Consider the following 20,115-nt stretch of genomic DNA (forward strand, 5'->3'; position numbering starts at 1 on the left):
CATTACCAGAGCGCACCAGCGGCGCACCGTGGCCTTGTTTGGCCTACGGTGCGCCGCTTTTTAATGGTCTGGAGCCGGTCACTTGTTGCAAGATGAGGCGGCTATGGTATTGCACCCTGTTCCAACCGTGCAATCTGGCTATGACCAACAAGGAGTGAATCATGATCGACTTTTACACCGCCGCGACCCCCAATGGTTTCAAAGTGGCGATCGCCCTCGAAGAGTTGGGTTTGCCCTATCGGGTCATTCCTCTCGATCTTTCGGCGCTGGATCAGAAGAAGCCCGAGTTTCTCGCCATCAACCCAAATGGCCGTATTCCGGCTATCGTCGATCGGGATAACGACGATTTCGCCGTATTCGAGTCGGGGGCCATCCTCATCTATCTGGCGGAGAAAGCAGGCAAGTTGCTGCCCGCTGATCCCAAACGCCGCTCTCAAGCCATCCAGTGGCTGATGTTCCAGATGGGCGGGGTAGGACCCATGATGGGGCAGGCCAATGTCTTCTACCGCTATTTCCCCGAGAAGATCCCCGCCGCTATCGAACGCTACCAGAAGGAGGGGCGCCGCCTGTTCGAGGTGCTCGACAGCCATCTGGCCCATCATGAATATCTGGCGGACGAGTACAGCATCGCCGACATTGCCACCTGGCCCTGGGTGCGTATTTATGACTGGAGCGGCATCTCCATCGAGGGATTGCCCCATCTGCAAGCCTGGATGGATCGCATGGCAGAGAAACCTGCCTGCCAGAAGGGGATCACCATACCGCCACGCAAGGAGCAGCCCGATGAGCTGATCAAGCAGGCACAGCAGATGGTAACACGTTGATTTTTAACTGCTGACGGGGCGTGCTGCCCCGTAATATTAGAAAAACTAAGGCAAGCCGATTATAAAGATTCGTTCGTTTTTTGTGAGCTGAATCACTATGATGCCCCCATACCACCAAGCGTCCTGTGCGGTGGCTTGGCGGGCTCCCCGCCTACTGTTTCCAACACTGTTTTTGATTGCATCACAGCCTCTGTGATCAGATTCCTCTGGGCCATTTTGTGCCAGAGGGGCGGCAGCATTTTTTCGATTTTTTGGGACTGATATGGATCGGCACAGTTTTTATCCGTTGTTTTTACTGACCATTCTGATGGTCGCTGTGGGCCAGATGACCCAGACCCTTTATGTTCCCTCCATTCCCATGATGGCGGGGGACTTCAATGTGGCCTCGGGCCAGTTGCAGGCGGTGATGGCCTGTTACCTGATCCCCTATGGCCTCTCCCAGTTTGTCTACGGGCCGCTGTCGGATCGTATCGGCCGTCGCCCGGTGCTGATCGTCGGCATGATGGTGTTTCTGGTGGGCACCCTGATCATTCAGGTCATCCCCCATTTTGCCGCCCTGCTAGTGGGCAGCTTTGTTCAGGGGCTAGGTACCGGTGCCGGTGGCGCCATGAGCCGTACCGTGATGCGCGATCGCTACAACGGCGCCGAGCTCAACCGCGCCAACAGTCTGGTGAGCATGGGGGTGATCTTCTCCCCGCTGCTGGCCCCGGTGCTGGGTGGCTGGCTGACCGAGCTGTTCAACTGGCGCGCCGGTTACTGGTTCCTGTTCGGTTTTGGTGCCGTAGCCACCCTGGCGATCATGGCCTGGTTTGGCGAGACCCTGCCTGCTGCTGCCCGTCAGCCACTGCGCGTCGGTGCTGCCTATCGCCATGTGCTGGGCAACCCCAAGTTTCAGGGCAACCTGCTCTGCCTGATGGCGACCTTTGCCGGTTTGGCAGTGTTCGAGGCTGCGGCCGGTGTACTGCTGGGCGATGTGCTGAAACTGAGCGCTCGTACCGTGAGCGTGCTGTTCGTGCTGCCGCTGCCCGGCTATCTGTTCGGGGCCTGGCTCTCTGCCAAGCTGAGCTTCCGTTTGACTCAGGGCAAGCTGATGCGTCTGGGGATCGCCTTTCTGGCGCTCGGCTCCCTCATCATTCTGGTGCCGGGGCTGTTCGGGGTGGTGAGTGCCGCCTCGCTGGTTGGTGGTGCGGCTGTCTACTTCATCGGTAGCGGTATTCTCTACCCGACCGCCACCTCCTGCGCCATCGAGCCCTTCCCGGGTCAGGCCGGCACCGCGGGGGCCATTCTCGGCGGGATGCAGAATCTAGGGGCGGGCGTGGTGACCCTGCTGGCCGCCGGTTTCCCGATGACTGGACAAGTGACCCTGGGGGCCATCATGACCCTGATGGTGCTGATCGTGGCGCTGAGCTTTGTCTGGTTACGCCACCATGGCTCGCCGCACGAGCAGATGGCCATCTAAATTTGCTTGCCAGTTGCAAAACAAAGCCCGCCTGTTTGGCGGGCTTTGTCGTTATGGCAGCTTGTTGGTGGGGCCATCTTCCGCCACCAGATCGAGAAAGGCCCGCATGGCGGGGGTGACACTCTGCTTGCGAGTCAGAAAGACGGTGGTACCAGCATCGAGCGGTTCGAGGGGCTGGCAGACGAGATCGGAGAGCTGGCTGGCAGAGCTTGCAAGCCCGGCACTGACGATGGCCCAGCCCAGCTGGTGGCGCACCGCGCTTACCAGATGGAAAAGGGAGTCGGTCTCCAGCACCACATTGAGCGAGACCCCGGCCCGCTCGGCTGCGAGATCCAGATAGTTGCGAAACTGCATGGTGCGGCTTGGCAAGACCAGCGGCTGCTGTTGCAGGCTGGCAAGGGTCATGGGGATATCGGAGAGGAGGGGTGTTGCCGCGCTGCGGCGCATCAGCACGGCCATCCGGTTTCGCCCTTGCGGATAGATGTGAAAGGCCCGCTTGTCGGGATCGCTGGCGGGAACGTCAAATCCCAGCCCGATATCGCATTGATGGAGCGCCAACTGTGACAGCAGTGCCTCGTTGCTGAGCACTGACAAGCGGATGACGATATCGGGGTAGCGCTGCTTGCACCTAGCGATAAACGGCATGATGTCGACATTGGATTGCGGCACTATGCCGATACGCAAGGTACCTGATAATTCGCCATGAAACAGCGCCAGCTCCTGTTTGAGTGCCTCCTGCTCCAGCAACATCCGCTCGGCATACTGGCGCACCAGCTCGCCCGCCTCGGTCAGGGCGACAAACTGGCTGGTGCGTACTACCAGATCGGTGCCGAGGTTTTTCTCCAGCGCAGTGATGCTGGCCGACAGGGTCGGCTGGGTGATGTGGCAGGCTTTGGCCGCCTTGGCAAAATGCTGATGTTTGGCCAGTTCGTGAAAGTAGTGCAGCTGCTTGATGTTCATGACGAGGTGGCGAGGCGTCGGGCGGGATGATGCCTAAAATTAATCAATTGAAAATTCATCGTCAATAGAGTGATTCTATCAGGAGATAGATTTAATTCATTGGTTTTGCCGGAGCGGCCTCTCTAAACTTGAATGCAGATTGCATTTTTAGGCCAACCTGTCATGCCTGCAGCCAACCCCGGCGTTCCACCCGATTCCCACTACCCCTTGCCCTCGCTGGATCATCTGGTGGAGGAGGTGGCGGTTTCCATCAATATCAATGGCATCAACCATGCGGTCATGATGGCGACCCCGGACGATCTCGATGATTTTGCGGTCGGATTTCTGTTCTGCGAGTCGATCATCCGGCACAACCACGATGTGCACGATATCCGGGTATACCCCGCCGAACATGGCTTTGTGCTGGATGTTACCATCGCCAACCGCTGCCTGGCGCAGCTCCAGCTGCGTCGGCGTAGCCTGACCGGCGCCACCGGCTGCGGCATCTGCGGTGTGGAGGCCGTCGAGCAGGCGTTTCCTCCCTTGCCAGCGCTGCCGCTCACCCCACCCCTTGATGGCGCTTTGCTGGCCGGACTGCGTGCGCAGATCGCCCGCTGGCAGCTCAAGGGACAGCAACACGGTGCCCTGCATGCGGCGCTGGCGCTGGATGCCGAGGGCCGGATCCTCCACTGCCGGGAAGATATCGGGCGCCACAATGCCCTCGACAAGCTGATCGGCCTGCTGCTGCGTCAGCAAAGTGCGTGCGACACCCTGGTGGTGACCAGCCGCTGCGGTAGCGAGCTGGTGCAAAAAGCCGCCCGCTTCGGTGCCCGTCATCTCATCTGTCTGGCATCGCCCAGCCAGTTGGCAATCAGGCTGGCCCTCAAATACAACCTCAACGTCGTTCATATTCCCAAGTTTGATGCCCCGGTCAGCTATTCGAGCTATCGCCCGGCGGATCCCATCGGAGAGTGCCATGAGTCATATTGAAAAGCCCGCCAAAGCCGGCGGTTTTTCGTCCCTGCAATCCACCATGAAACAGGTGCTGCGCAGCCAGAAGACCCGTCAGAACATCAAGAACCTGCTGCGGGTCAACCAGACCGACGGCTTCGATTGCCCGGGGTGTGCTTGGGGTGACAACGACCACGGCACCTTCCAGTTTTGTGAAAACGGCGCCAAGGCAGTGGCCTGGGAGTCCACCGGCAAGACGGTGGGGGCCGAGTTTTTCGCCGCCCATGCGGTGCGCCAGCTGGCCACCCAGAGCGACTACTGGCTCGAGTATCAGGGGCGGCTGACCGAGCCGATGCGCTACAACCCGGCGACCGACCACTACGAGCCGGTGAGCTGGGACGACGCCTTCGCCCTGATCGCCGGCACCCTCAAGGGGCTGAATAGCCCGGACGAGGTGGAGTTTTACACCTCAGGGCGTGCCAGCAACGAAGCTTCTTATCTTTATCAGCTGTTTGGTCGCCTGTTTGGCACCAACAACTTCCCAGACTGCTCCAACATGTGCCATGAGGCGAGCGGGGTAGCGCTGATCCAGTCGGTCGGTATCGGCAAGGGGACTGTGGTGCTTGATGACTTCGACCAGGCCGATGCAGTGTTCGTCTATGGCCAGAATCCGGGTACCAACCACCCGCGCATGATGAATGCCTTGCGTCAGGCGGCGCGCGGCGGCTGCAAGATCGTCAGCTTCAACAACTTGAAAGAGGTGGCGCTGGAGCGCTTCGCCAGCCCGCAGAGCCCGCTGGAGCTGCTGACCCCGGCGGCTACCACCATCAGCCACCAGTACCTGACGCCGAAACTGGGTGGCGACATGGCCGCCATCCGCGGCATGGCCAAGTACATCCTGGAAGAGGCGCCAGAGGCGGTGGATCGCGACTTTATCGCCCGCCATACCCGCCACTTTGACGAGTATGAGGCGCAGGTGCGAGCCACCGACTGGGCGGCGATCGAGCTGCAGTCCGGCCTGACTCGCGCCGAGATCGTGCAGGCGGCCCGGGTATTTGCCGCAAGCCAGCGCATTATCAGTTGCTGGGCCATGGGGGTGACCCAGCATCTGCACTCGGTCGATACCATTCGCGAAATCGTCAACCTGCACCTGATGCGCGGCCAGATTGGCAAGCCGGGGGCTGGGCTCTGCCCGGTGCGGGGCCACAGCAATGTGCAGGGCAACCGCACCATGGGGATCAACGAAAAACCCACTGCCGCCTTTATCGACCGGCTCGAGCGTCACTTGCAGGTGAGCCTGCCGCGGGCCCGTGGTCACAATGTTTACGAGGCGCTCAAGGCGCTGCACGAAGGCAAGAGCAAGGTGCTCATCTGTCTGGGGGGCAATCTGGCGGCGGCTGCTCCCGATACCGACTTCACTTACGGGGCGATGAAAAAGGCCGAGCTCAACGTGCAGATCAGCACCAAGCTCAACCGCAGCCATCTGCAGGTGGGCAAGGCTGCGCTGATCCTGCCCTGCCTTGGCCGTACCGAGCTCGATATCCAGCGCAGCGGCAACCAGAAGATCACGGTGGAGGACACCTTCAGCATGGTGCACGCCTCAACCGGGGCGGCCGAGCCGGTATCGCAGCTCTGCCTCTCCGAAACCGACATAGTCGCGCGGATGGCTCATGCCTCCGTGGGCAGCGAGCGGGTCGACTGGCTGTCTCTGCGCGATGATTATGGCCGCATCCGCGATCTTATCGAACAGACCATCGCCGGCTTTACCGATTTCAATGCCCGCATCCAGCAGCCGTGCGGTTTTCATCTCGATAACTCAGCCGCGCAACTGACGTGGAATACCCCCAGTGGCAGCGCCGAGTTTCGTGCCAGCACCCTGCCGCAATCAGTGCTGCCGGAGTGTACCCGCCATGCCGAACAGATGCGCGATCAGCCAGTCCTGCTGTTGCAGAGCCTGCGCTCTCACGATCAGTACAACACCACCATCTATGGCATGGATGACCGTTATCGCGGCATCAAGGGCCAGCGCAACGTGGTGTTCATGAACGAGGCGGATGCTCGCCAGCTTGGCTTTGCCGAAGGGGATCGGGTCGACATGGCGGCCATCTGCAACGATGGGCGCGAGCGCAGCGTGACCGGTTTTGTGGTGGTGATCTACGAGATCCCGCGTGGCAATATCGCGGCTTATTACCCCGAGACAAATCCGCTGGTGCCTATCGACAGTATCGGCGCCGGGTCGTTTACCCCGACCTCCAAGTCGATCCCGGTGCTGGTGACTGCCTCCCGCCAGCAGGAGAACCTGTTGCTGGTCAAATAAAAGCGCTAACGCGACTGGCTGCGCTGAGATAGCCTGCGCAGTGAATGCGGTGATGCCCCGGGTGAGCTTTTCATCCGGGGCATTTTTTCAGCTCTGAAAGGGGTTGGGTTCGTTGATCATCAGGCAAAGAAAAAGCCCGTCACGCTGGTGACGGGCTTTTGCTGTTGGTACCCCGAGATGCCGTTGCCGGTTTGGGCCCTTGAACCGTCGGTTCAAGGCGGGGATCGGATCTGACCGCAGGCTTCTCGGTCGTGCCGAGCATGCGCAATAGCCAGAAGGCAGATCCCCTGTTTGGTATGAATATCGGCTCGGGGACTTGAACCGGCTGACAAACATCCCAGGGAATTTTAAAACGGTTTGCGATTAGGGCTGTTGCCCCTCTTCGCTGGAATCACCATATTGTCCGTGCTCGATCAGGGCCGCTTCGATGGTGCGCTGCAGCATCTTGATCCGCTTGTCCATGGTCTCAGAGTATTGGTGGTTCTTCTCTTTTTCAAGGCAGAGCTCATGACAGAAATTGAGCGCCGCCATGATAGCCAATTGCTCGTTGCTGGAGACTTTGGAGCGTTGACGCAGGTCGATCAACTTGTCGGTCAGCTGCTCGGCGGCCTGGCGCAGGGCATCCTGCTGTCCCAAGGGACAGGATACCTTGTAGGGACGTCCCAAAATGACGATTTCTACGGCCTCTGTGCTCATGCCTTCCTCAATACGGCGGAGCTGATTTCCGCCTTTATCCACGTGGACAACTGGGCGGGACTATATAGCGCAGATGCATAAGTTTCAAGGCCTTGCTGGCTCTGCAAGAGGGAGAATGCTAGGATCCTGACCATTAATTCTGCAAATTTGACTGAACTTTGAGCGGATCCTCGATGAGCAAAACGAACCCCCTTAAATATGCGGCAGTGGCCGACATCATGGAACAACATGAGCTGATGGCCAGCGCAGTAGAGGCCCATGGTGTGATCTGCGGTCTGGTGTGCGGTGGTGTGGCACTGGACGACAAGAGTTGGCTGCCCCATTTCAACGATCTGGTGAACGACGGTTTCGGCCTGCCGGCCCCGGTGCGCCAGGTGATGACCGATCTTTATCACAATGTGGTCGAGAGCCTGATGGCCCAGAAGGGCGTCGAGCTGCTGCTGCCAAGTGATGATGCTCCCCTCGACGAACGCATCGATTCGCTGGTGGACTGGTCACAGGCATTTCTGGCCGGTTTTGGCGTGGTGCAGCAGGAGCTCTCCCGCGCGTCGGAAGAGCTGCAGGAGATGATCCAGGATATCGCCAGCATCACTCAGGTCTCTGCCGAGTTCGATCAGGAAGATGACGAGAACGAAGCTTCCTTCCTGGTGCTCTACGAACACGTCAAACTGGGTGTCATGATGGCATTCGAAGAGTTTGGCAAGCGCCCCGATACCCCGAGCGCGCCGCCGACCCTGCATTGAGGTGCGGGTCAACGCGACCCTTACTGAATCTGCAAGAGCGCCTGATGGCGCTCTTTTTTATTCCCTTGTGGTGGCTAACCCTGTGAGGCGCAACCGGTTTTTTGCCGGTGACCTCGCATTCGGCCAGCGGCTTTGTGATAGCATGAGGCCACCTTTTTCACTTCTTCCTCTCTGCTTATGTCTCAATCTGATGTGCGACAGGTCGATGTCACCCTGGTCGGCGGTGGAATGAGCGGTGCCGTGCTGGCCCTCTCGCTGGCAGCCCTGCTTCGATCCGATGGCTCCCCCCTCGAGATCCTGCTGCTGGAGGCAAGCGTCCCCGAACAGCACACCCATTCAGGGTTCGACGCCCGCGCCATTGCGCTCTCGGCCGGTACCTGCGATGCGCTGTTGCGACGCGGACTCTGGCCGCTGTTTGCCCCCCATTGCGCCCCCATTACCCAGATTCATGTCTCGGATCGGGGCCACTTCGGTCAGGCTCGCCTGTCGGCTGCCGAATACGGTCTGCCCGCGCTGGGCCAGGTGATCGAGCTGGCAGCTGCCGGTCATGAGCTGCAACGGGCGATGGCGGCCTCTCCCAATATCCGGGTCTGCTGTCCGGCTCGGGTGAGCGAGATTGCGCCCGATGAGGAGAAGGTGACCCTCACCCTTGAGGACGGTGAACAGATTGAGACCCGCCTGCTGGTGGCGGCAGACGGCGGCAACTCCTTTGTGCGTCAGCACTTCAAGTTGCCGGTGACCCGCCACGACTTTGAGCAGCATGCCATCATCGCCACGGTCAAAACGGCGCAAGACCCTGAGGGACGCGCCTTCGAGCGTTTTACCGAAGGGGGGCCGCTGGCCCTGCTGCCGATGCAGGAGGGGCTCTCCTCGCTGGTGTGGAGCGTCGGGCTGCATGAGGTGGATGAGCTGACGGCCCTCGATGATGCCGCCTTCCTTGCCCGCTTGCAGCAGGCCTTTGGCTGGCGGCTCGGCCGCTTCGAGCGATGTGGCGTGCGTAACGTCTATCCGCTCATTCTGACCGCCTGCGACTACCCGCTGGCCCAGCGTACCGTGCTGGTGGGCAATGCTGCTCATGCCCTGCACCCTATCGCCGGACAGGGCTTCAACCTCGGGATGCGGGATCTCGACCTGCTTACCGGCGCCGTAGCCAAGGCGTTGGCAGAGGGGGAGGATATCGGCAGCTTCAAGGTACTGAGTGGCTACTGGCAGCAGCGCAAGCAGGATCAGGAGCAGACCGTCTGGCTCACCTCTTCGCTGGCCCAGCTCTTCTCCAATGGTCACGATCCGCTGGTGGCGGGGCGCAATCTGGCGCTCACCCTGATGGGGCGATTCCCGTGCCTCAAGGCGCCGCTTGCCTCGCGCACCCTGGGCTTTGTCGCTGATGTGTGCGGCAACTAGCCAGCACTTGTTGAGTGGAACCTGTTGACCGCCATTCGTTGATCAAAACCTATTGAATAAAGAGGTGATGCCTGCGGGCGTCCCCTCGCTGGCCAGCCGGTCAGCCCTGAAAGGATGAGATGATGCAGATGCAAAATGTGGATGTGGTGATTGTCGGTGGCGGCATGGTGGGGCTGGGGCTCGCTGCGGCCTTGAAACATAGCGCCCTCAAGGTACTGGTGGTGGAGGGGCAACTGCCAGACCCGCAGCTGGGGGAGGTGGCCGATAATCGGGTCAGCGCCTTGAGTCTGGCCAGCCAGCAGATCCTGCGCCATGTTGGCGCCTGGGACGGCATTGAAGCGCGCCGCCTGCAGGCCTATGACAAGATGGCGGTGTGGGAGCAGGACAGTTTCGGCCATATCGACTTCGATGCCGCCAGCCTGCGTCAGGCCAACCTCGGCCATATCGTCGAGAATCGGGTGATCCAGCTGGCGCTGCTTGAGGCGATTAAAGGTGCCAGCAATATCCAGTTGCTGACCCCCGCCAGAGCCAAGAGCCTGCAGAGCGGCCCGGTGGGCGCCTTGTTGCTCCTTGAAGATGGTCAGGCCATCTCGGCCAAACTGGTGGTGGCTGCCGATGGCGCCCACTCCTGGGTGCGCCGTCAGGCTGATATCCCGCTTACCAGCTGGGATTATGGTCACCACGCGCTGGTGGCGACGGTGCGCTGCGCCGAACCCCATGAAGCTGTTGCTCGCCAGATCTTCACCCCGGATGGCCCGCTCGCCTTTTTGCCGCTGTGGCAGGAGAACCTCTGCTCCATCGTCTGGTCGCTGCCTGCGGCTCGTGCCGAGGTGCTCTGCGCCTGTGACGACGAGCAGTTCAACCGCCAGCTCACCACCGCCTTCGATGCCAGGCTCGGTCTGTGCAAGGTGGAGGGGCCGCGCAGCGCGATTCCTCTTACCGCCCGCTATGCCCGCGATTTTGCTCGCGAGCGGTTGGTGCTGGTGGGAGATGCCGCTCATACCATCCACCCGCTGGCGGGGCAGGGGGTCAACCTTGGCCTGCTGGATGCTGCCGCGCTGGCGGAGCAGATCTTGCAAAATCATGCCGCGGGCGAGGATATCGGCCTGCTCGCCAACCTGCGCAGCTACGAGCGCTGGCGCAAGAGCGAGGCGGCTCGCATGCTGGCGGCGATGGAAGGGCTCAAGCGGCTGTTCAGCGGGGCCAACCCGCTCAAGAAGCTGGTGCGGGGCGTGGGATTGCGCGCGGCCAATCTGCTGACTCCGTTCAAGGAGGGGGTGATCCGCGCCGCCATGGGGCTGGAGGGAGAGTTGCCCGCATTGGCCCGTCCTGACTGGGCTGTTGCTGCGACCAAGGGCAGTGCCATGCAGGCCAAGGGTGAAAAAAACTAATATTACTCGCCGTTTTTGACAACAAAAGTAATCCGACAAGGCTGACGACCCGTTTTGGGTGTCAGCCTTTAATTTTGCTCTGGAGCGAAACGTTTTTCTGCAAATTGTGACGAAACGGTAAAAATCAAAATTTAATCTCGCCTGAGTCGGCTTATGGCTGTTTTTATCACTGCATTTATCTTAGTGTCTGGAGTCAGTTTTACGGGAGGGGATTAGTTTTTTTTGAGCGGCACGCTCGCCTGCTTGTCATATAATCCGCTCCGTTCAAGGAATCCCTCTTGCCTGGCAAGGGCAGGAGCGAGCACACACTTTTGGATCCGGTCGCTTTTTGCTGCACGCAGTGCAGTCAGAGCGGTGGCGCGGGTCGCAAGGGTGGTCGCCAAAGCGAAAAGGCTTTTTGCTAAGGAAAGAATGCGATGATCCAGACTACTGTACTGCATCCCAAACACCTGGAAGCCGGCGCCAAGATGGTGGACTTCCACGGTTGGGAAATGCCCATCAACTACGGCTCCCAGCTGGAAGAGCACCACGCGGTGCGCAGCGATGCCGGTATGTTCGATGTCTCCCACATGACCATCGTCGATTTGACCGGCGAACGGGTCAAAGCCTTTCTGCAACACCTGCTGGCCAACGACGTGGCCAAACTCACTGCCCCCGGCAAGGCCCTCTACAGCGGCATGCTCAATCCGGAAGGCGGCGTGATCGATGACCTCATCACCTATTACCTGACCGATACCTTCTACCGGCTGGTGGTCAACTCCGCTACCCGCGAGAAGGATCTGGCCTGGATCCGCCATCACGCCATCGATTTCGATATCACAGTGACCGAGCGTCCCGAGCTGGCGATGATTGCGGTGCAGGGCCCCAACGCCAAGGTCAAGGCCGCAGCCGTGCTGAGCGCCGCTCAGCGTACCGCCGTAGTGGGGATGAAACCCTTCTTCGGCGTGCAGGCTGGCGATCTCTTTATCGCCACTACCGGTTACACCGGCGAAGATGGTTATGAAATCGTGGTGCCGCAAGAGAAAGCCTGCGAGCTGTGGCAAGCGCTGCTGGATAACGGCGTCGCCCCCTGCGGCCTCGGTGCCCGCGATACCCTGCGCCTCGAAGCAGGGATGAACCTCTACGGTCAGGATATGGACGAGTCAGTCTCTCCGCTGGCCGCCAACATGGCCTGGACCATCGCCTGGGAGCCGAGCGATCGCAACTTCATCGGCCGCGACGTGCTGGAAGCGCAGAAAGCGGCGGGCAACCAGCCCAAGCTGGTGGGTCTGGTGATGGAAGAGAAAGGGGTGCTGCGTGCCGGTATGCCGGTCACCTTCACCGCGGCAAACGGTGAGAAGCGGGAAGGTGTGATCACCTCCGGCTCTTTCTCCCCCACCCTGGGCTACAGTATTGCCCTGGCGCGGGTGCCCCGCGATATCGGTGAGCTGGCCGAGGTGGAGATCCGCAAGAAGCTGGTCACCGTGAAGGTCACCAAGCCCGCTTTCGTCCGTAACGGCCAGAAGCTGGTTTAATACCGTCTTGGGGGAGGGTAGTGCCTCCCTCATCGCTTTTCATATTCGTTTTTAAACGCGACTCAAAGATCAAAGGAAGCACAAATGAGCCATATCCCGAGCGAACTGAAATATGCCACTTCCCACGAGTGGATCCGTGTTGAAGCCAACGGTGAGGCCGTGGTCGGTATCACCGAGCACGCCCAGGAGCTGCTGGGTGACATGGTGTTTGTCGAGCTGCCGGAAGTGGGCAAGCAGGTCAGTGCCGGTGACGACTGCGCCGTGGCCGAGTCGGTCAAGGCGGCCTCCGATATCTACAGCCCGGTGAGCGGCGAGATCATCGCCGTCAACGAAGAGCTGGAAGGGAGCCCCGAGCTGGTCAACTCCGACCCCTACAGCGCTGGCTGGCTGTTCCGCATCAAGCTCGATGACGAGAGCGAGCTGGCCAACCTGCTGGATGCCGAAGGCTACCAGAACGTGGTGGACGAAGAGTAATGCCCCCGGGCCCTGCCAACACAGCAGGGCCCCTTTGTATGGCCGCCAGCCGGGCAAGCACCGGCCGGTGGAAGGGTGAAGTCGCCCGCGCCTGCTGTTTGCCAGCCTAGGTGCCTAGGGGCAAACAGGCCGGTTCGCAACAAGGCGATCCCCTCTCGATGCTGCCGCAGCATCCGGTGCCGCGCCCTGTCTGCGGGACCCAGAACATGAGTGGAGTCGGTATCAGCCGACGATCAGGAACATCAGGTCTTGGTTATCAGGATGTCATGCCAGGACTTATTTATCAGGAAATAGGGAAATGACCCAGTCACTGTTTGAACTCGAGCAAAAAACCGATTTTGTCCGCCGCCATATCGGCCCGGGCGAGGAAGAGCTGCGCCAGCTGCTGGCGACCGTCGGGGCCGAGAGCCTGGACGATCTGATTGCCCAGACCGTGCCCGCCGCCATTCGCCTGCCGGGCCCGCTGGGGATCGGTGCCGGCATGACCGAAGTGGAGGCGCTGGCCAAGCTCAAGGGCTATGCCGCTCAGAACAAGATTGCCAAGAGCTATATTGGCATGGGTTATCACGATACCCATGTGCCCCACGTCATTTTGCGCAACGTGCTGGAAAACCCGGGTTGGTATACCGCCTACACCCCCTATCAGCCCGAGCTGGCGCAGGGCCGTCTCGAAGCCCTGCTCAACTTCCAGCAGCTGACGCTGGATCTCACCGGCATGGATCTGGCAAGCGCCTCCCTGCTGGATGAAGCGACTGCCGCTGCCGAGGCGATGGCGCTGGCCAAGCGGATGGCCAAGTCCAAATCCAACCTCTTCTTCGTGGCCGATGACGTGCACCCTCAGGTGATCGATGTGGTCAAGGAGCGCGCGGTTCACTTCGGTTTCGACGTGGCGGTTGGCGCCGCGAGCGATGCGGTGAGCGAAGAGGTGTTCGGTGCCCTGTTCCAGTACCCCACCACCACAGGTGAGGTGAAAGATCTGCGCGCCCTGATTGCCGCGGTACAGGCCCAGAAAGGGTTGGCCTGTGTCAGCGCCGATCTGCTCTCCCTGCTGCTGCTCAAATCCCCGGGCGAACTGGGTGCCGACGTGGTGTTGGGTTCCGCCCAGCGCTTTGGCGTGCCCATGGGCTACGGTGGCCCACATGCCGCCTTCTTCGCCACCCGAGATGCCTACAAGCGTTCCATGCCGGGTCGTATCATTGGTGTCTCCAAGGATGCCCGTGGCAAGGCCGCGCTGCGCATGGCGATGCAGACCCGCGAGCAGCATATCCGCCGCGAGAAGGCCAACTCCAACATCTGTACCGCTCAGGTGCTGCTGGCCAACATGGCGAGCTTCTACGCCGTCTACCACGGCCCGGTGGGACTGAAAACCATCGCCTCCCGCGTGCACCGTCTCACTACCATTCTGGCGTTTGGCCTCAAGGCCAAGGGGGTGGCACTCAAGCATGCCAGCTGGTTCGATACCCTGACCGTGCAGACGGCAGATAAAGCTGCACTTATTGCCAAGGCTGAAGCCAATGGCATCAACCTGCGTGCCGATCTCGACGGTGCGGTAGGGGTGTCTCTCTCTGAAACCACCACCCGCGCTGATGTGGCCGAACTGTTTGATCTGTTCCTCGGCCAAGGCCATGGACTGGATATCGAGGCCCTCGACAAGGCGGCCCAGACTCATCACGCCATCCCGCAGGATCTGCTGCGCAGCGATGCCGTGCTGACCCACGAGGTGTTCAACAAGTACCATTCCGAAACCGAGATGTTGCGTTATATCCACCGTCTCGAAGCCAAAGATCTGGCGCTCAACTACGCCATGATTTCGCTCGGCTCCTGCACCATGAAGCTCAACGCTACCGCCGAGATGATCCCGGTGACCTGGCCCGAGTTTGGCAAGTTGCACCCGTTCGCTCCGCTGGCACAGGCCAAGGGCTACCAGCTGCTGCTGGCCGACCTCGAAAACTGGCTGGTGAAGGTGACCGGTTACGATGCGGTCTGCATGCAGCCCAACTCAGGTGCCCAGGGCGAATACGCAGGTCTGCTCGCCATCAAGAAATATCACGAGTCTCGTGGTGAAGGGCATCGCGACATCTGTCTCATTCCGGCTTCTGCCCACGGCACCAACCCGGCCTCTGCCCAGATGGCGGGGCTCAAGGTGATCGTCACCGCCTGTGACAAATCCGGCAACGTGGATCTCGACGACCTGCGCGCTAAGGCGGCCGAGGCGGGTGATCAGCTTTCTTGTCTGATGGTGACCTACCCCTCCACTCACGGGGTGTATGAGGAGACCATCAAGGAGGTGTGCGACATCGTTCACCAGCACGGTGGTCAGGTCTATCTGGACGGCGCCAATATGAACGCGCAAGTTGGATTGACGGCACCGGGCTTTATCGGGGCGGACGTCTCTCACCTCAACCTGCACAAGACCTTCGCCATTCCTCACGGCGGTGGCGGCCCGGGCATGGGCCCCATCGGCGTGAAGAAGCATCTGGCACCGTTCGTGGCTGGCCACACAGTGGTCAAGACCGACAAGGAGAGCCGTGACAATGGCGCCGTGTCGGCGGCACCGTTCGGCTCGGCCAGCATCCTGCCCATCAGCTGGATGTATATCGCCATGCTGGGTGACGAGGGGCTGAAGAGATCCACTCAGGTCGCCATCCTCAACGCCAACTATCTGGCCAAGAAGCTGGGTGAATCCTTCCCGGTGCTCTATTCCGGCCGCAACGGTCGGGTGGCCCACGAGTGCATCCTGGATATCCGTCCGCTCAAGGAGGCTTCCGGCATCAGCGAGATGGACGTGGCCAAGCGGCTGATGGACTACGGCTTCCACGCGCCGACCATGAGCTTCCCGGTGGCGGGCACCCTGATGGTCGAACCGACCGAATCGGAATCCAAGCGCGAACTGGATCGCTTCGTCGAGGCGATGACGTCCATCCGCGCCGAGATTGCCAAGGTGCAGGAGGGGCAGTGGAGCCTGACCGACAACCCGCTGGTCCATGCGCCGCACACCCAGGATGACGTGATGGATGCAGAGTGGTCCCGTGGCTACAGCCGCGCCGAGGCGGTTTTCCCGTCCGAGGCGGTACGCGCTGCCAAGTTGTGGCCCTCTGTGAACCGCATTGACGACGTCTACGGCGATCGCAACCTGTTCTGCGCCTGCATCCCGACCGAGGATTACGCCAAGTAAGTGGCGTTTAGTAGCTACAGTTAAGCCTTATAAACAACAGGGCCACCCAGACGGGTGGCCCTTCGTTTACATGGACTTTATCTGCATGCTGCTATCCGAACGTCCGGCTTAAGTCCTTGAGCTGGCTCGCTTTGCTCTGCAAGTTGGCACTGGTTTCACTCACTTGATCGATTTTGAGACTGTTATCGTGAGAGAGCGAGGATATCTGGTTGATATTGCGACTGATCTCCTCGATGACCGCTTGTTGCTCGGTGGCCGCGGCGGTGATCTGGTTGGAAAAATCAGAGACCTTGTCTATCTCGACCACAACCTGATTCAGGTTGCCGGTACTTGCCCGGGTGGTGGCGAGGCAGGCGTTGGTTCTGGTCACATTGAGATGCATCATCTCTTTCCATCCCCCCAGGGTTTGCTGGATATGGCCAATGCTGTTCTGGATCTGCTCTGTCGCCTTGTGGGTTCTGGTCGACAGGCTGCGAACCTCGTCCGCCACCACCGCAAAGCCGCGCCCCTGATCGCCTGCCCGTGCGGCTTCGATGGAGGCATTGAGCGCCAGCAGGTTGGTTTGATCCGCAATCCCGCGAATTTCGCTCATGATGGTGCCGATCCGCTCGGATTCGCTCGCCAGCTCGACAGCTGACTGGAAGGCTTGCTCCGCTTGGGTGGCCAGCGCCGACATCTCTTCTCCTGCTTCCGAAAGCTGGGCGCTGGTGGTGATGCAGTGGCGGCGGGCCTCTTCGATCTGGCTGTTGCTGTCTTGAATATTGCGGTTGATCTCCTCGGCGGCCGAGGCCATCTGGGTAACGGCGGTGGCAATCTGTTGGATCTGCGTGTCTTGCGAAGAGATATCCTGGCTGGCCAGCGAGGCGGAGCCGCGCAGGTCATTGGCCATGGCATTGAGCGAAGCCGTGGTGTCATCCACCCGGCCGAGCACGGTACGGATCCTCGCTTGCCCGAGTTTGATATGGAAATCAGCGATGCTGTGGGGGGCATCCCCCGAGAAGATAAGGCGGCTGATGCTGTCGTAATCCTGCTCGAGCTGCAGCAAGAATCGCGGCGTGAGGAAGAGAGGGTGGCGATTGAACCAGATGGTGGCTACTAGGGGAATGATGACCCAAAGCGCCTGCAGCGGTGAGATCAGCCAGAGCGCGCTGATCACGCTGACGAGCAGCAGGGGGATGGTCATCATGGCTGGCGTGAGTTGACGCAGGCCCATGTGAATGGCAGAGCCGGTTTCACGGGCTTTAAGGGTTTTGTACATCTGGCTGGCACGCGCTTTGTGCTCTGCGGCGGGGCGGCAGCGGACGGATTGGTAACCCACCATCTTGCCATCTTCATAAATCGGGGTGACATAGGCATCAACCCAATAATAGCGACCATCTTTGCAGCGGTTTTTTACCATCCCTCGCCATGGTTTACCCGCCTGCAGGTGGGCCCAGAGATCGGCAAACGCTGCCTTGGGCATGTCGGGGTGGCGCACCAGATTGTGATGCTGCCCCAACATCTCTTCCAGGCGATAGCCTGCCACCTGACAAAACGCCGGATTGGCGTAGGTGATGTCCCCTTTGAGATCGGTCGTCGATACCAACTGGATATCGTCGGCAAATTCAACCTCGGTATCTGTGGTGTGAAGCGAGCTGGTTACCATGATCAGACTCCGGTTTCGGCGTAACGGAATACTTCGTTTGAGTATGGCAGAGGATGTTCATTTATTGTGTTGTTGCACATTAACTCTTGTGCTACTGCGTGGGGACGGGATGGGTCTCACATTTTTACAGCGCGGTTTGGCGAGGGGAGGCAAGCCAAGTAACATGGCGTGACTTATGGCTGTGAAGCGAGACAGGTAACGCAATGAAGTTGGATGCGATTTTATGGGATTATGACGGTACTCTGGTCAATTCGGTGCCGAAGAATATCGATATCACCAAGCAGATCCTGGCTGAGGTCGCCCCCCATCTGACCGGAGAACATCTGCCGCGCTATCTGCGCAGCGAAGCGGAGTATCACCATGCCAATCACGCCGCCAAGAACTGGCAGGCGCTCTATATGGATTACTACGGTTTGTCGCGGGACGAGATGGTGCTGGCTGGCAGTCTGTGGGCCAAGCATCAGGAGATGAACCGGACCGAGGTGCGTTTTTTTGCGGGGCTGGAGGCGGTGATTGACCATTTCTCTGCCATTCCCCACGGAATTTGTTCGCAGAACTCCCAAAAAAACATTCGCCGGGTACTGGAGCTGCATGGCGTGAACAGCCTGTTCAAGGCTGTGGTCGGCTATGATGACGTGCCCGGACAGCAGCAAAAACCTCATCCTTTCGGTGGCCTCAAATGTCTGGAGTCTATCTTCGGCCCAGCCAGGTGCCAGTCGCTCATCTATATCGGTGACCATGAAGCGGATGTGCAGTTTGCCCGTCATTTGCAAGCAGCGCTTGGCGAGCAGAGCCGTGTGATATCGGTGGCTGTCGCCTATAGCCGCGCGACCCCGGAGCGCTGGGAACACCAACCCGACCATATCGCCCGTGACGTCGAGGATCTGCTCCCCATCGTCGGGCAATATCTGTAACGCCGGTTGCAGATTGCCGTATGGAATAGACAAACGCCGATCAGTTGATCGGCGTTTTGTCTATGGGAAGCCTGATGGTTTCACACTCAGCTGGCTTAACACTCTGTCTGTTTAAAGATGGGTACCTTAAAACAACAGTTGTGTCAGGTAGCCCATCAGGATCGCCATGCCGAGGATCACGGTAAGAAAGGCCGCAATCATCGGGGTTCTGAACATCGATTTGAGCAGAATCACCTCGGTCAGGCTGGCACCTGCACTGCCGATGATCAGCGCCATGACGGCGCCCATTCCCATCCCTTTGCCCAGCAGTACCGACGCCAGCGGGATCACGGCCTCGGCGCGGATGTAGAGCGGGATCCCGACGATGGCGCTGAATGGAATGGCCAGCGGGTTGTCGGCACCAGCATGGGCGGCGATCCACTCGGCCGGAATAAAACCGTAAATAAACGAACCGATGAGCACCCCCAGCAGCAGGAAGGGCAATACCGCTTTGAACTGCTGCCAGGCATCAATGCGAGCTTTGACCCATGCGGTGGGGAGCTGTGGTGCTCTGGTCAGGGTTGCTGTGCCATCGCCGCAGCAGGAGAGGGTGGCCTGTTCTGCCATCTCTGGTTGCGGTGCCGGGCAGCATGCTGCCCCGTTGAGGGGTTTGATTGCGCGAATGGTACTGCGTTGGTTGTCACTGCAATTTGTTTGAGTTGTGGCGCGGGTCGCCGGGCCACAGTCGCTACCGCAAAAGGGGGTGGCCTCTTTGGGGCCGATGACATGGCGCTCGAATCCCAATCTGTCGAGCAGCATGCTCGCCATGACGGAGACGCTGGCGGCGATCACGGCGTAGAGCAGGGTCACTTTCCAGCCGAAGGTGGCCCACATCAAGCCGACGATGATGGGGTTCAGCAGTGGCGAAATAAACAGGAAGGTGAGGGTGGGGCCAAAGCCAGCCTTGGCCGAGAGCAGCCCTCTCAGCATGGGGATGGTGGAGCAGCTGCAAAAGGGGGTGACGGCACCGAGCAGGGTCGAGAGCAGATAGCCCTTGCCATGTCTCGCCCCCAGCATCCGCTGGATCTTCTCGTCGGGGATCTTCTGACGGATCAGGCTGACCCCGGCGCTAATGACCAGAAACAGCACCGACAGCTCGACAGCCAGAAACAGGAACATCTGGGCTGCATCGGTCAGCATGGTTAACCACTCATTCATTGTCGTACCCTCACTTGGTTTCTATATTTCCAAAATAATCGAAATGAATGGCCGGTCAAGATATTTCTGGTATTATCGAAATATCAAATTTGTGGAGAGCGCAAAGATGCAACTGGAAGAGGTCGCCAAGGCATTGAAAGAGCTGGGTCATCCGACCCGGCTGTTTATCTTCAAGCATCTGGTCAAGGCGGGAGAGCAGGGGCTGCCGGTGGGTGAGCTGCAAAAGCAGCTGGCGATCCCCGCTTCCACCCTCAGCCACCATATCGCGGCGCTGGTCTCGGTGGGGCTGGTGAAGCAAAACCGGGAGAGTCGCACCCTGCTTTGCGTCTCTCAATACGCGGTGTTGGAGGAGATCATCGCCTTTTTCCGCGATGAGTGTTGCGTCAACAGCCCGGAGCATCGGCAAGATCAAAGGCAAGAGCAGCCTTCCTGAGGGCTACGGCTGCTAGTAGTGCTGCGCGCAATAAAAAAACGC

At 59.8% G+C, this 20,115-nt stretch carries 17 protein-coding genes and 1 other RNA gene; 12 read left to right on the plus strand and 6 right to left on the minus strand.

Annotation, left to right across the window (positions count from 1 at the left end):
- The first annotated feature begins 161 nt into the window (after window positions 1-161).
- Both ACTG20_RS09955 and emrD read left to right on the plus strand, forming a co-directional pair.
- Entirely contained in the window at window positions 162-824 is a 663-nt protein-coding gene (locus ACTG20_RS09955; protein ID WP_005333923.1) for a glutathione S-transferase family protein, read from the plus strand.
- Window positions 825-1,086: 262 nt separating this feature from the next.
- Entirely contained in the window at window positions 1,087-2,283 is a 1,197-nt protein-coding gene (gene emrD, locus ACTG20_RS09960) for a multidrug efflux MFS transporter EmrD (protein ID WP_042030002.1), read from the plus strand.
- A 51-nt stretch (window positions 2,284-2,334) separates the two neighbouring features.
- Here emrD and ACTG20_RS09965 read toward each other — a convergent pair whose 3' ends face one another.
- Window positions 2,335-3,243, minus strand: a complete 909-nt coding sequence (locus ACTG20_RS09965) for a LysR family transcriptional regulator (protein ID WP_439987614.1) — start codon at window positions 3,241-3,243, stop codon at window positions 2,335-2,337.
- Between the two features lie 162 nt (window positions 3,244-3,405).
- Between ACTG20_RS09965 and ACTG20_RS09970 the strand changes: the two genes are divergently transcribed.
- Together ACTG20_RS09970 and ACTG20_RS09975 are read left to right on the plus strand one after the other, a co-directional pair.
- A complete protein-coding gene (locus ACTG20_RS09970; protein ID WP_193558653.1) occupies window positions 3,406-4,212 on the plus strand; it encodes a formate dehydrogenase accessory sulfurtransferase FdhD in 807 nt (268 codons plus the stop codon).
- The gene (locus ACTG20_RS09975) at window positions 4,199-6,490 is read left to right on the plus strand and encodes an FdhF/YdeP family oxidoreductase (RefSeq protein ID WP_194495710.1); all 2,292 of its coding nucleotides are present in this window, start codon (window positions 4,199-4,201) and stop codon (window positions 6,488-6,490) included. Before ACTG20_RS09970 ends, ACTG20_RS09975 begins: the two co-directional genes overlap by 14 nt.
- A 165-nt stretch (window positions 6,491-6,655) precedes the next feature.
- On the opposite strand, the gene ssrS is transcribed toward ACTG20_RS09975, so the two are convergent.
- Window positions 6,656-6,837: non-coding RNA, 6S RNA (ssrS, locus tag ACTG20_RS09980), on the minus strand.
- Between the two features lie 16 nt (window positions 6,838-6,853).
- Window positions 6,854-7,186, minus strand: a complete 333-nt coding sequence (zapA, locus tag ACTG20_RS09985) for a cell division protein ZapA (protein ID WP_005333910.1) — start codon at window positions 7,184-7,186, stop codon at window positions 6,854-6,856.
- A 173-nt stretch (window positions 7,187-7,359) separates the two neighbouring features.
- On the opposite strand from zapA, the gene ACTG20_RS09990 reads away from it, so the two are divergent.
- The 3 genes from ACTG20_RS09990 to ACTG20_RS10000 all read left to right on the plus strand — a co-directional run bounded on the left by ACTG20_RS09990 (window position 7,360) and on the right by ACTG20_RS10000 (window position 10,721).
- Window positions 7,360-7,929: a UPF0149 family protein gene (locus ACTG20_RS09990; RefSeq protein WP_005333908.1), complete on the plus strand. Its 570-nt coding sequence runs from the start codon at window positions 7,360-7,362 to the stop codon at window positions 7,927-7,929.
- Window positions 7,930-8,106: 177 nt separating this feature from the next.
- Window positions 8,107-9,330 (plus strand): 2-octaprenyl-6-methoxyphenyl hydroxylase, encoded by a 1,224-nt coding sequence (gene ubiH / locus ACTG20_RS09995; protein ID WP_194495709.1) that lies wholly within the window; start codon window positions 8,107-8,109, stop codon window positions 9,328-9,330.
- Between the two features lie 122 nt (window positions 9,331-9,452).
- Complete coding sequence (locus ACTG20_RS10000; protein WP_194495835.1) at window positions 9,453-10,721, plus strand: FAD-dependent 2-octaprenylphenol hydroxylase; 1,269 nt, start codon at window positions 9,453-9,455, stop codon at window positions 10,719-10,721.
- Window positions 10,722-10,933: 212 nt separating this feature from the next.
- Here ACTG20_RS10000 and ACTG20_RS10005 read toward each other — a convergent pair whose 3' ends face one another.
- Window positions 10,934-11,161, minus strand: a complete 228-nt coding sequence (locus ACTG20_RS10005; RefSeq protein ID WP_033138042.1) for a hypothetical protein — start codon at window positions 11,159-11,161, stop codon at window positions 10,934-10,936.
- Between ACTG20_RS10005 and gcvT the strand changes: the two genes are divergently transcribed.
- The 3 genes from gcvT (at window position 11,138) to gcvP (ending at window position 15,884) form a co-directional block, all read left to right on the plus strand.
- Window positions 11,138-12,235, plus strand: coding sequence for a glycine cleavage system aminomethyltransferase GcvT (gene gcvT, locus ACTG20_RS10010; protein ID WP_005346577.1), 1,098 nt, complete (start codon window positions 11,138-11,140; stop codon window positions 12,233-12,235). The genes ACTG20_RS10005 and gcvT overlap by 24 nt on opposite strands.
- A gap of 84 nt (window positions 12,236-12,319) precedes the next feature.
- A complete protein-coding gene (gcvH, locus tag ACTG20_RS10015; RefSeq protein WP_005333898.1) occupies window positions 12,320-12,709 on the plus strand; it encodes a glycine cleavage system protein GcvH in 390 nt (129 codons plus the stop codon).
- Between the two features lie 298 nt (window positions 12,710-13,007).
- Complete coding sequence (gcvP, locus tag ACTG20_RS10020) at window positions 13,008-15,884, plus strand: aminomethyl-transferring glycine dehydrogenase (RefSeq protein ID WP_194495708.1); 2,877 nt, start codon at window positions 13,008-13,010, stop codon at window positions 15,882-15,884.
- A gap of 91 nt (window positions 15,885-15,975) precedes the next feature.
- On the opposite strand, the gene ACTG20_RS10025 is transcribed toward gcvP, so the two are convergent.
- A complete protein-coding gene (locus tag ACTG20_RS10025; RefSeq protein WP_194495707.1) occupies window positions 15,976-17,529 on the minus strand; it encodes a methyl-accepting chemotaxis protein in 1,554 nt (517 codons plus the stop codon).
- A gap of 203 nt (window positions 17,530-17,732) precedes the next feature.
- On the opposite strand from ACTG20_RS10025, the gene ACTG20_RS10030 reads away from it, so the two are divergent.
- The gene (locus tag ACTG20_RS10030; protein ID WP_123172827.1) at window positions 17,733-18,443 is read left to right on the plus strand and encodes an HAD family hydrolase; all 711 of its coding nucleotides are present in this window, start codon (window positions 17,733-17,735) and stop codon (window positions 18,441-18,443) included.
- 126 nt (window positions 18,444-18,569) lie between these two features.
- Here ACTG20_RS10030 and ACTG20_RS10035 read toward each other — a convergent pair whose 3' ends face one another.
- On the minus strand, window positions 18,570-19,640 hold the full coding sequence (locus ACTG20_RS10035; protein ID WP_439987616.1) for a permease: 1,071 nt from the start codon (window positions 19,638-19,640) through the stop codon (window positions 18,570-18,572).
- A gap of 106 nt (window positions 19,641-19,746) precedes the next feature.
- On the opposite strand from ACTG20_RS10035, the gene ACTG20_RS10040 reads away from it, so the two are divergent.
- Entirely contained in the window at window positions 19,747-20,073 is a 327-nt protein-coding gene (locus ACTG20_RS10040) for an ArsR/SmtB family transcription factor (protein ID WP_064342004.1), read from the plus strand.
- Window positions 20,074-20,115 lie beyond the last annotated feature (42 nt).

It is taken from the genome of Aeromonas sp. 84A (genome assembly GCF_051919345.1).
Classification (GTDB): Bacteria; Pseudomonadota; Gammaproteobacteria; order Enterobacterales; family Aeromonadaceae; genus Aeromonas; species Aeromonas veronii.

Coding starts and splice junctions, on each gene's coding strand:
- ACTG20_RS09955 (WP_005333923.1), top strand. CDS start 162: ATGATCGACTTTTACACCGCCGCGACCCCCAATGGTTTCAAAGTGGCG.
- emrD (WP_042030002.1), top strand. CDS start 1,087: ATGGATCGGCACAGTTTTTATCCGTTGTTTTTACTGACCATTCTGATG.
- ACTG20_RS09965 (WP_439987614.1), bottom strand. CDS start 3,243: ATGAACATCAAGCAGCTGCACTACTTTCACGAACTGGCCAAACATCAG.
- ACTG20_RS09970 (WP_193558653.1), top strand. CDS start 3,406: ATGCCTGCAGCCAACCCCGGCGTTCCACCCGATTCCCACTACCCCTTG.
- ACTG20_RS09975 (WP_194495710.1), top strand. CDS start 4,199: ATGAGTCATATTGAAAAGCCCGCCAAAGCCGGCGGTTTTTCGTCCCTG.
- zapA (WP_005333910.1), bottom strand. CDS start 7,186: ATGAGCACAGAGGCCGTAGAAATCGTCATTTTGGGACGTCCCTACAAG.
- ACTG20_RS09990 (WP_005333908.1), top strand. CDS start 7,360: ATGAGCAAAACGAACCCCCTTAAATATGCGGCAGTGGCCGACATCATG.
- ubiH (WP_194495709.1), top strand. CDS start 8,107: ATGTCTCAATCTGATGTGCGACAGGTCGATGTCACCCTGGTCGGCGGT.
- ACTG20_RS10000 (WP_194495835.1), top strand. CDS start 9,453: ATGCAGATGCAAAATGTGGATGTGGTGATTGTCGGTGGCGGCATGGTG.
- gcvT (WP_005346577.1), top strand. CDS start 11,138: ATGATCCAGACTACTGTACTGCATCCCAAACACCTGGAAGCCGGCGCC.
- ACTG20_RS10005 (WP_033138042.1), bottom strand. CDS start 11,161: ATGCAGTACAGTAGTCTGGATCATCGCATTCTTTCCTTAGCAAAAAGC.
- gcvH (WP_005333898.1), top strand. CDS start 12,320: ATGAGCCATATCCCGAGCGAACTGAAATATGCCACTTCCCACGAGTGG.
- gcvP (WP_194495708.1), top strand. CDS start 13,008: ATGACCCAGTCACTGTTTGAACTCGAGCAAAAAACCGATTTTGTCCGC.
- ACTG20_RS10025 (WP_194495707.1), bottom strand. CDS start 17,529: ATGGTAACCAGCTCGCTTCACACCACAGATACCGAGGTTGAATTTGCC.
- ACTG20_RS10030 (WP_123172827.1), top strand. CDS start 17,733: ATGAAGTTGGATGCGATTTTATGGGATTATGACGGTACTCTGGTCAAT.
- ACTG20_RS10035 (WP_439987616.1), bottom strand. CDS start 19,640: ATGAATGAGTGGTTAACCATGCTGACCGATGCAGCCCAGATGTTCCTG.
- ACTG20_RS10040 (WP_064342004.1), top strand. CDS start 19,747: ATGCAACTGGAAGAGGTCGCCAAGGCATTGAAAGAGCTGGGTCATCCG.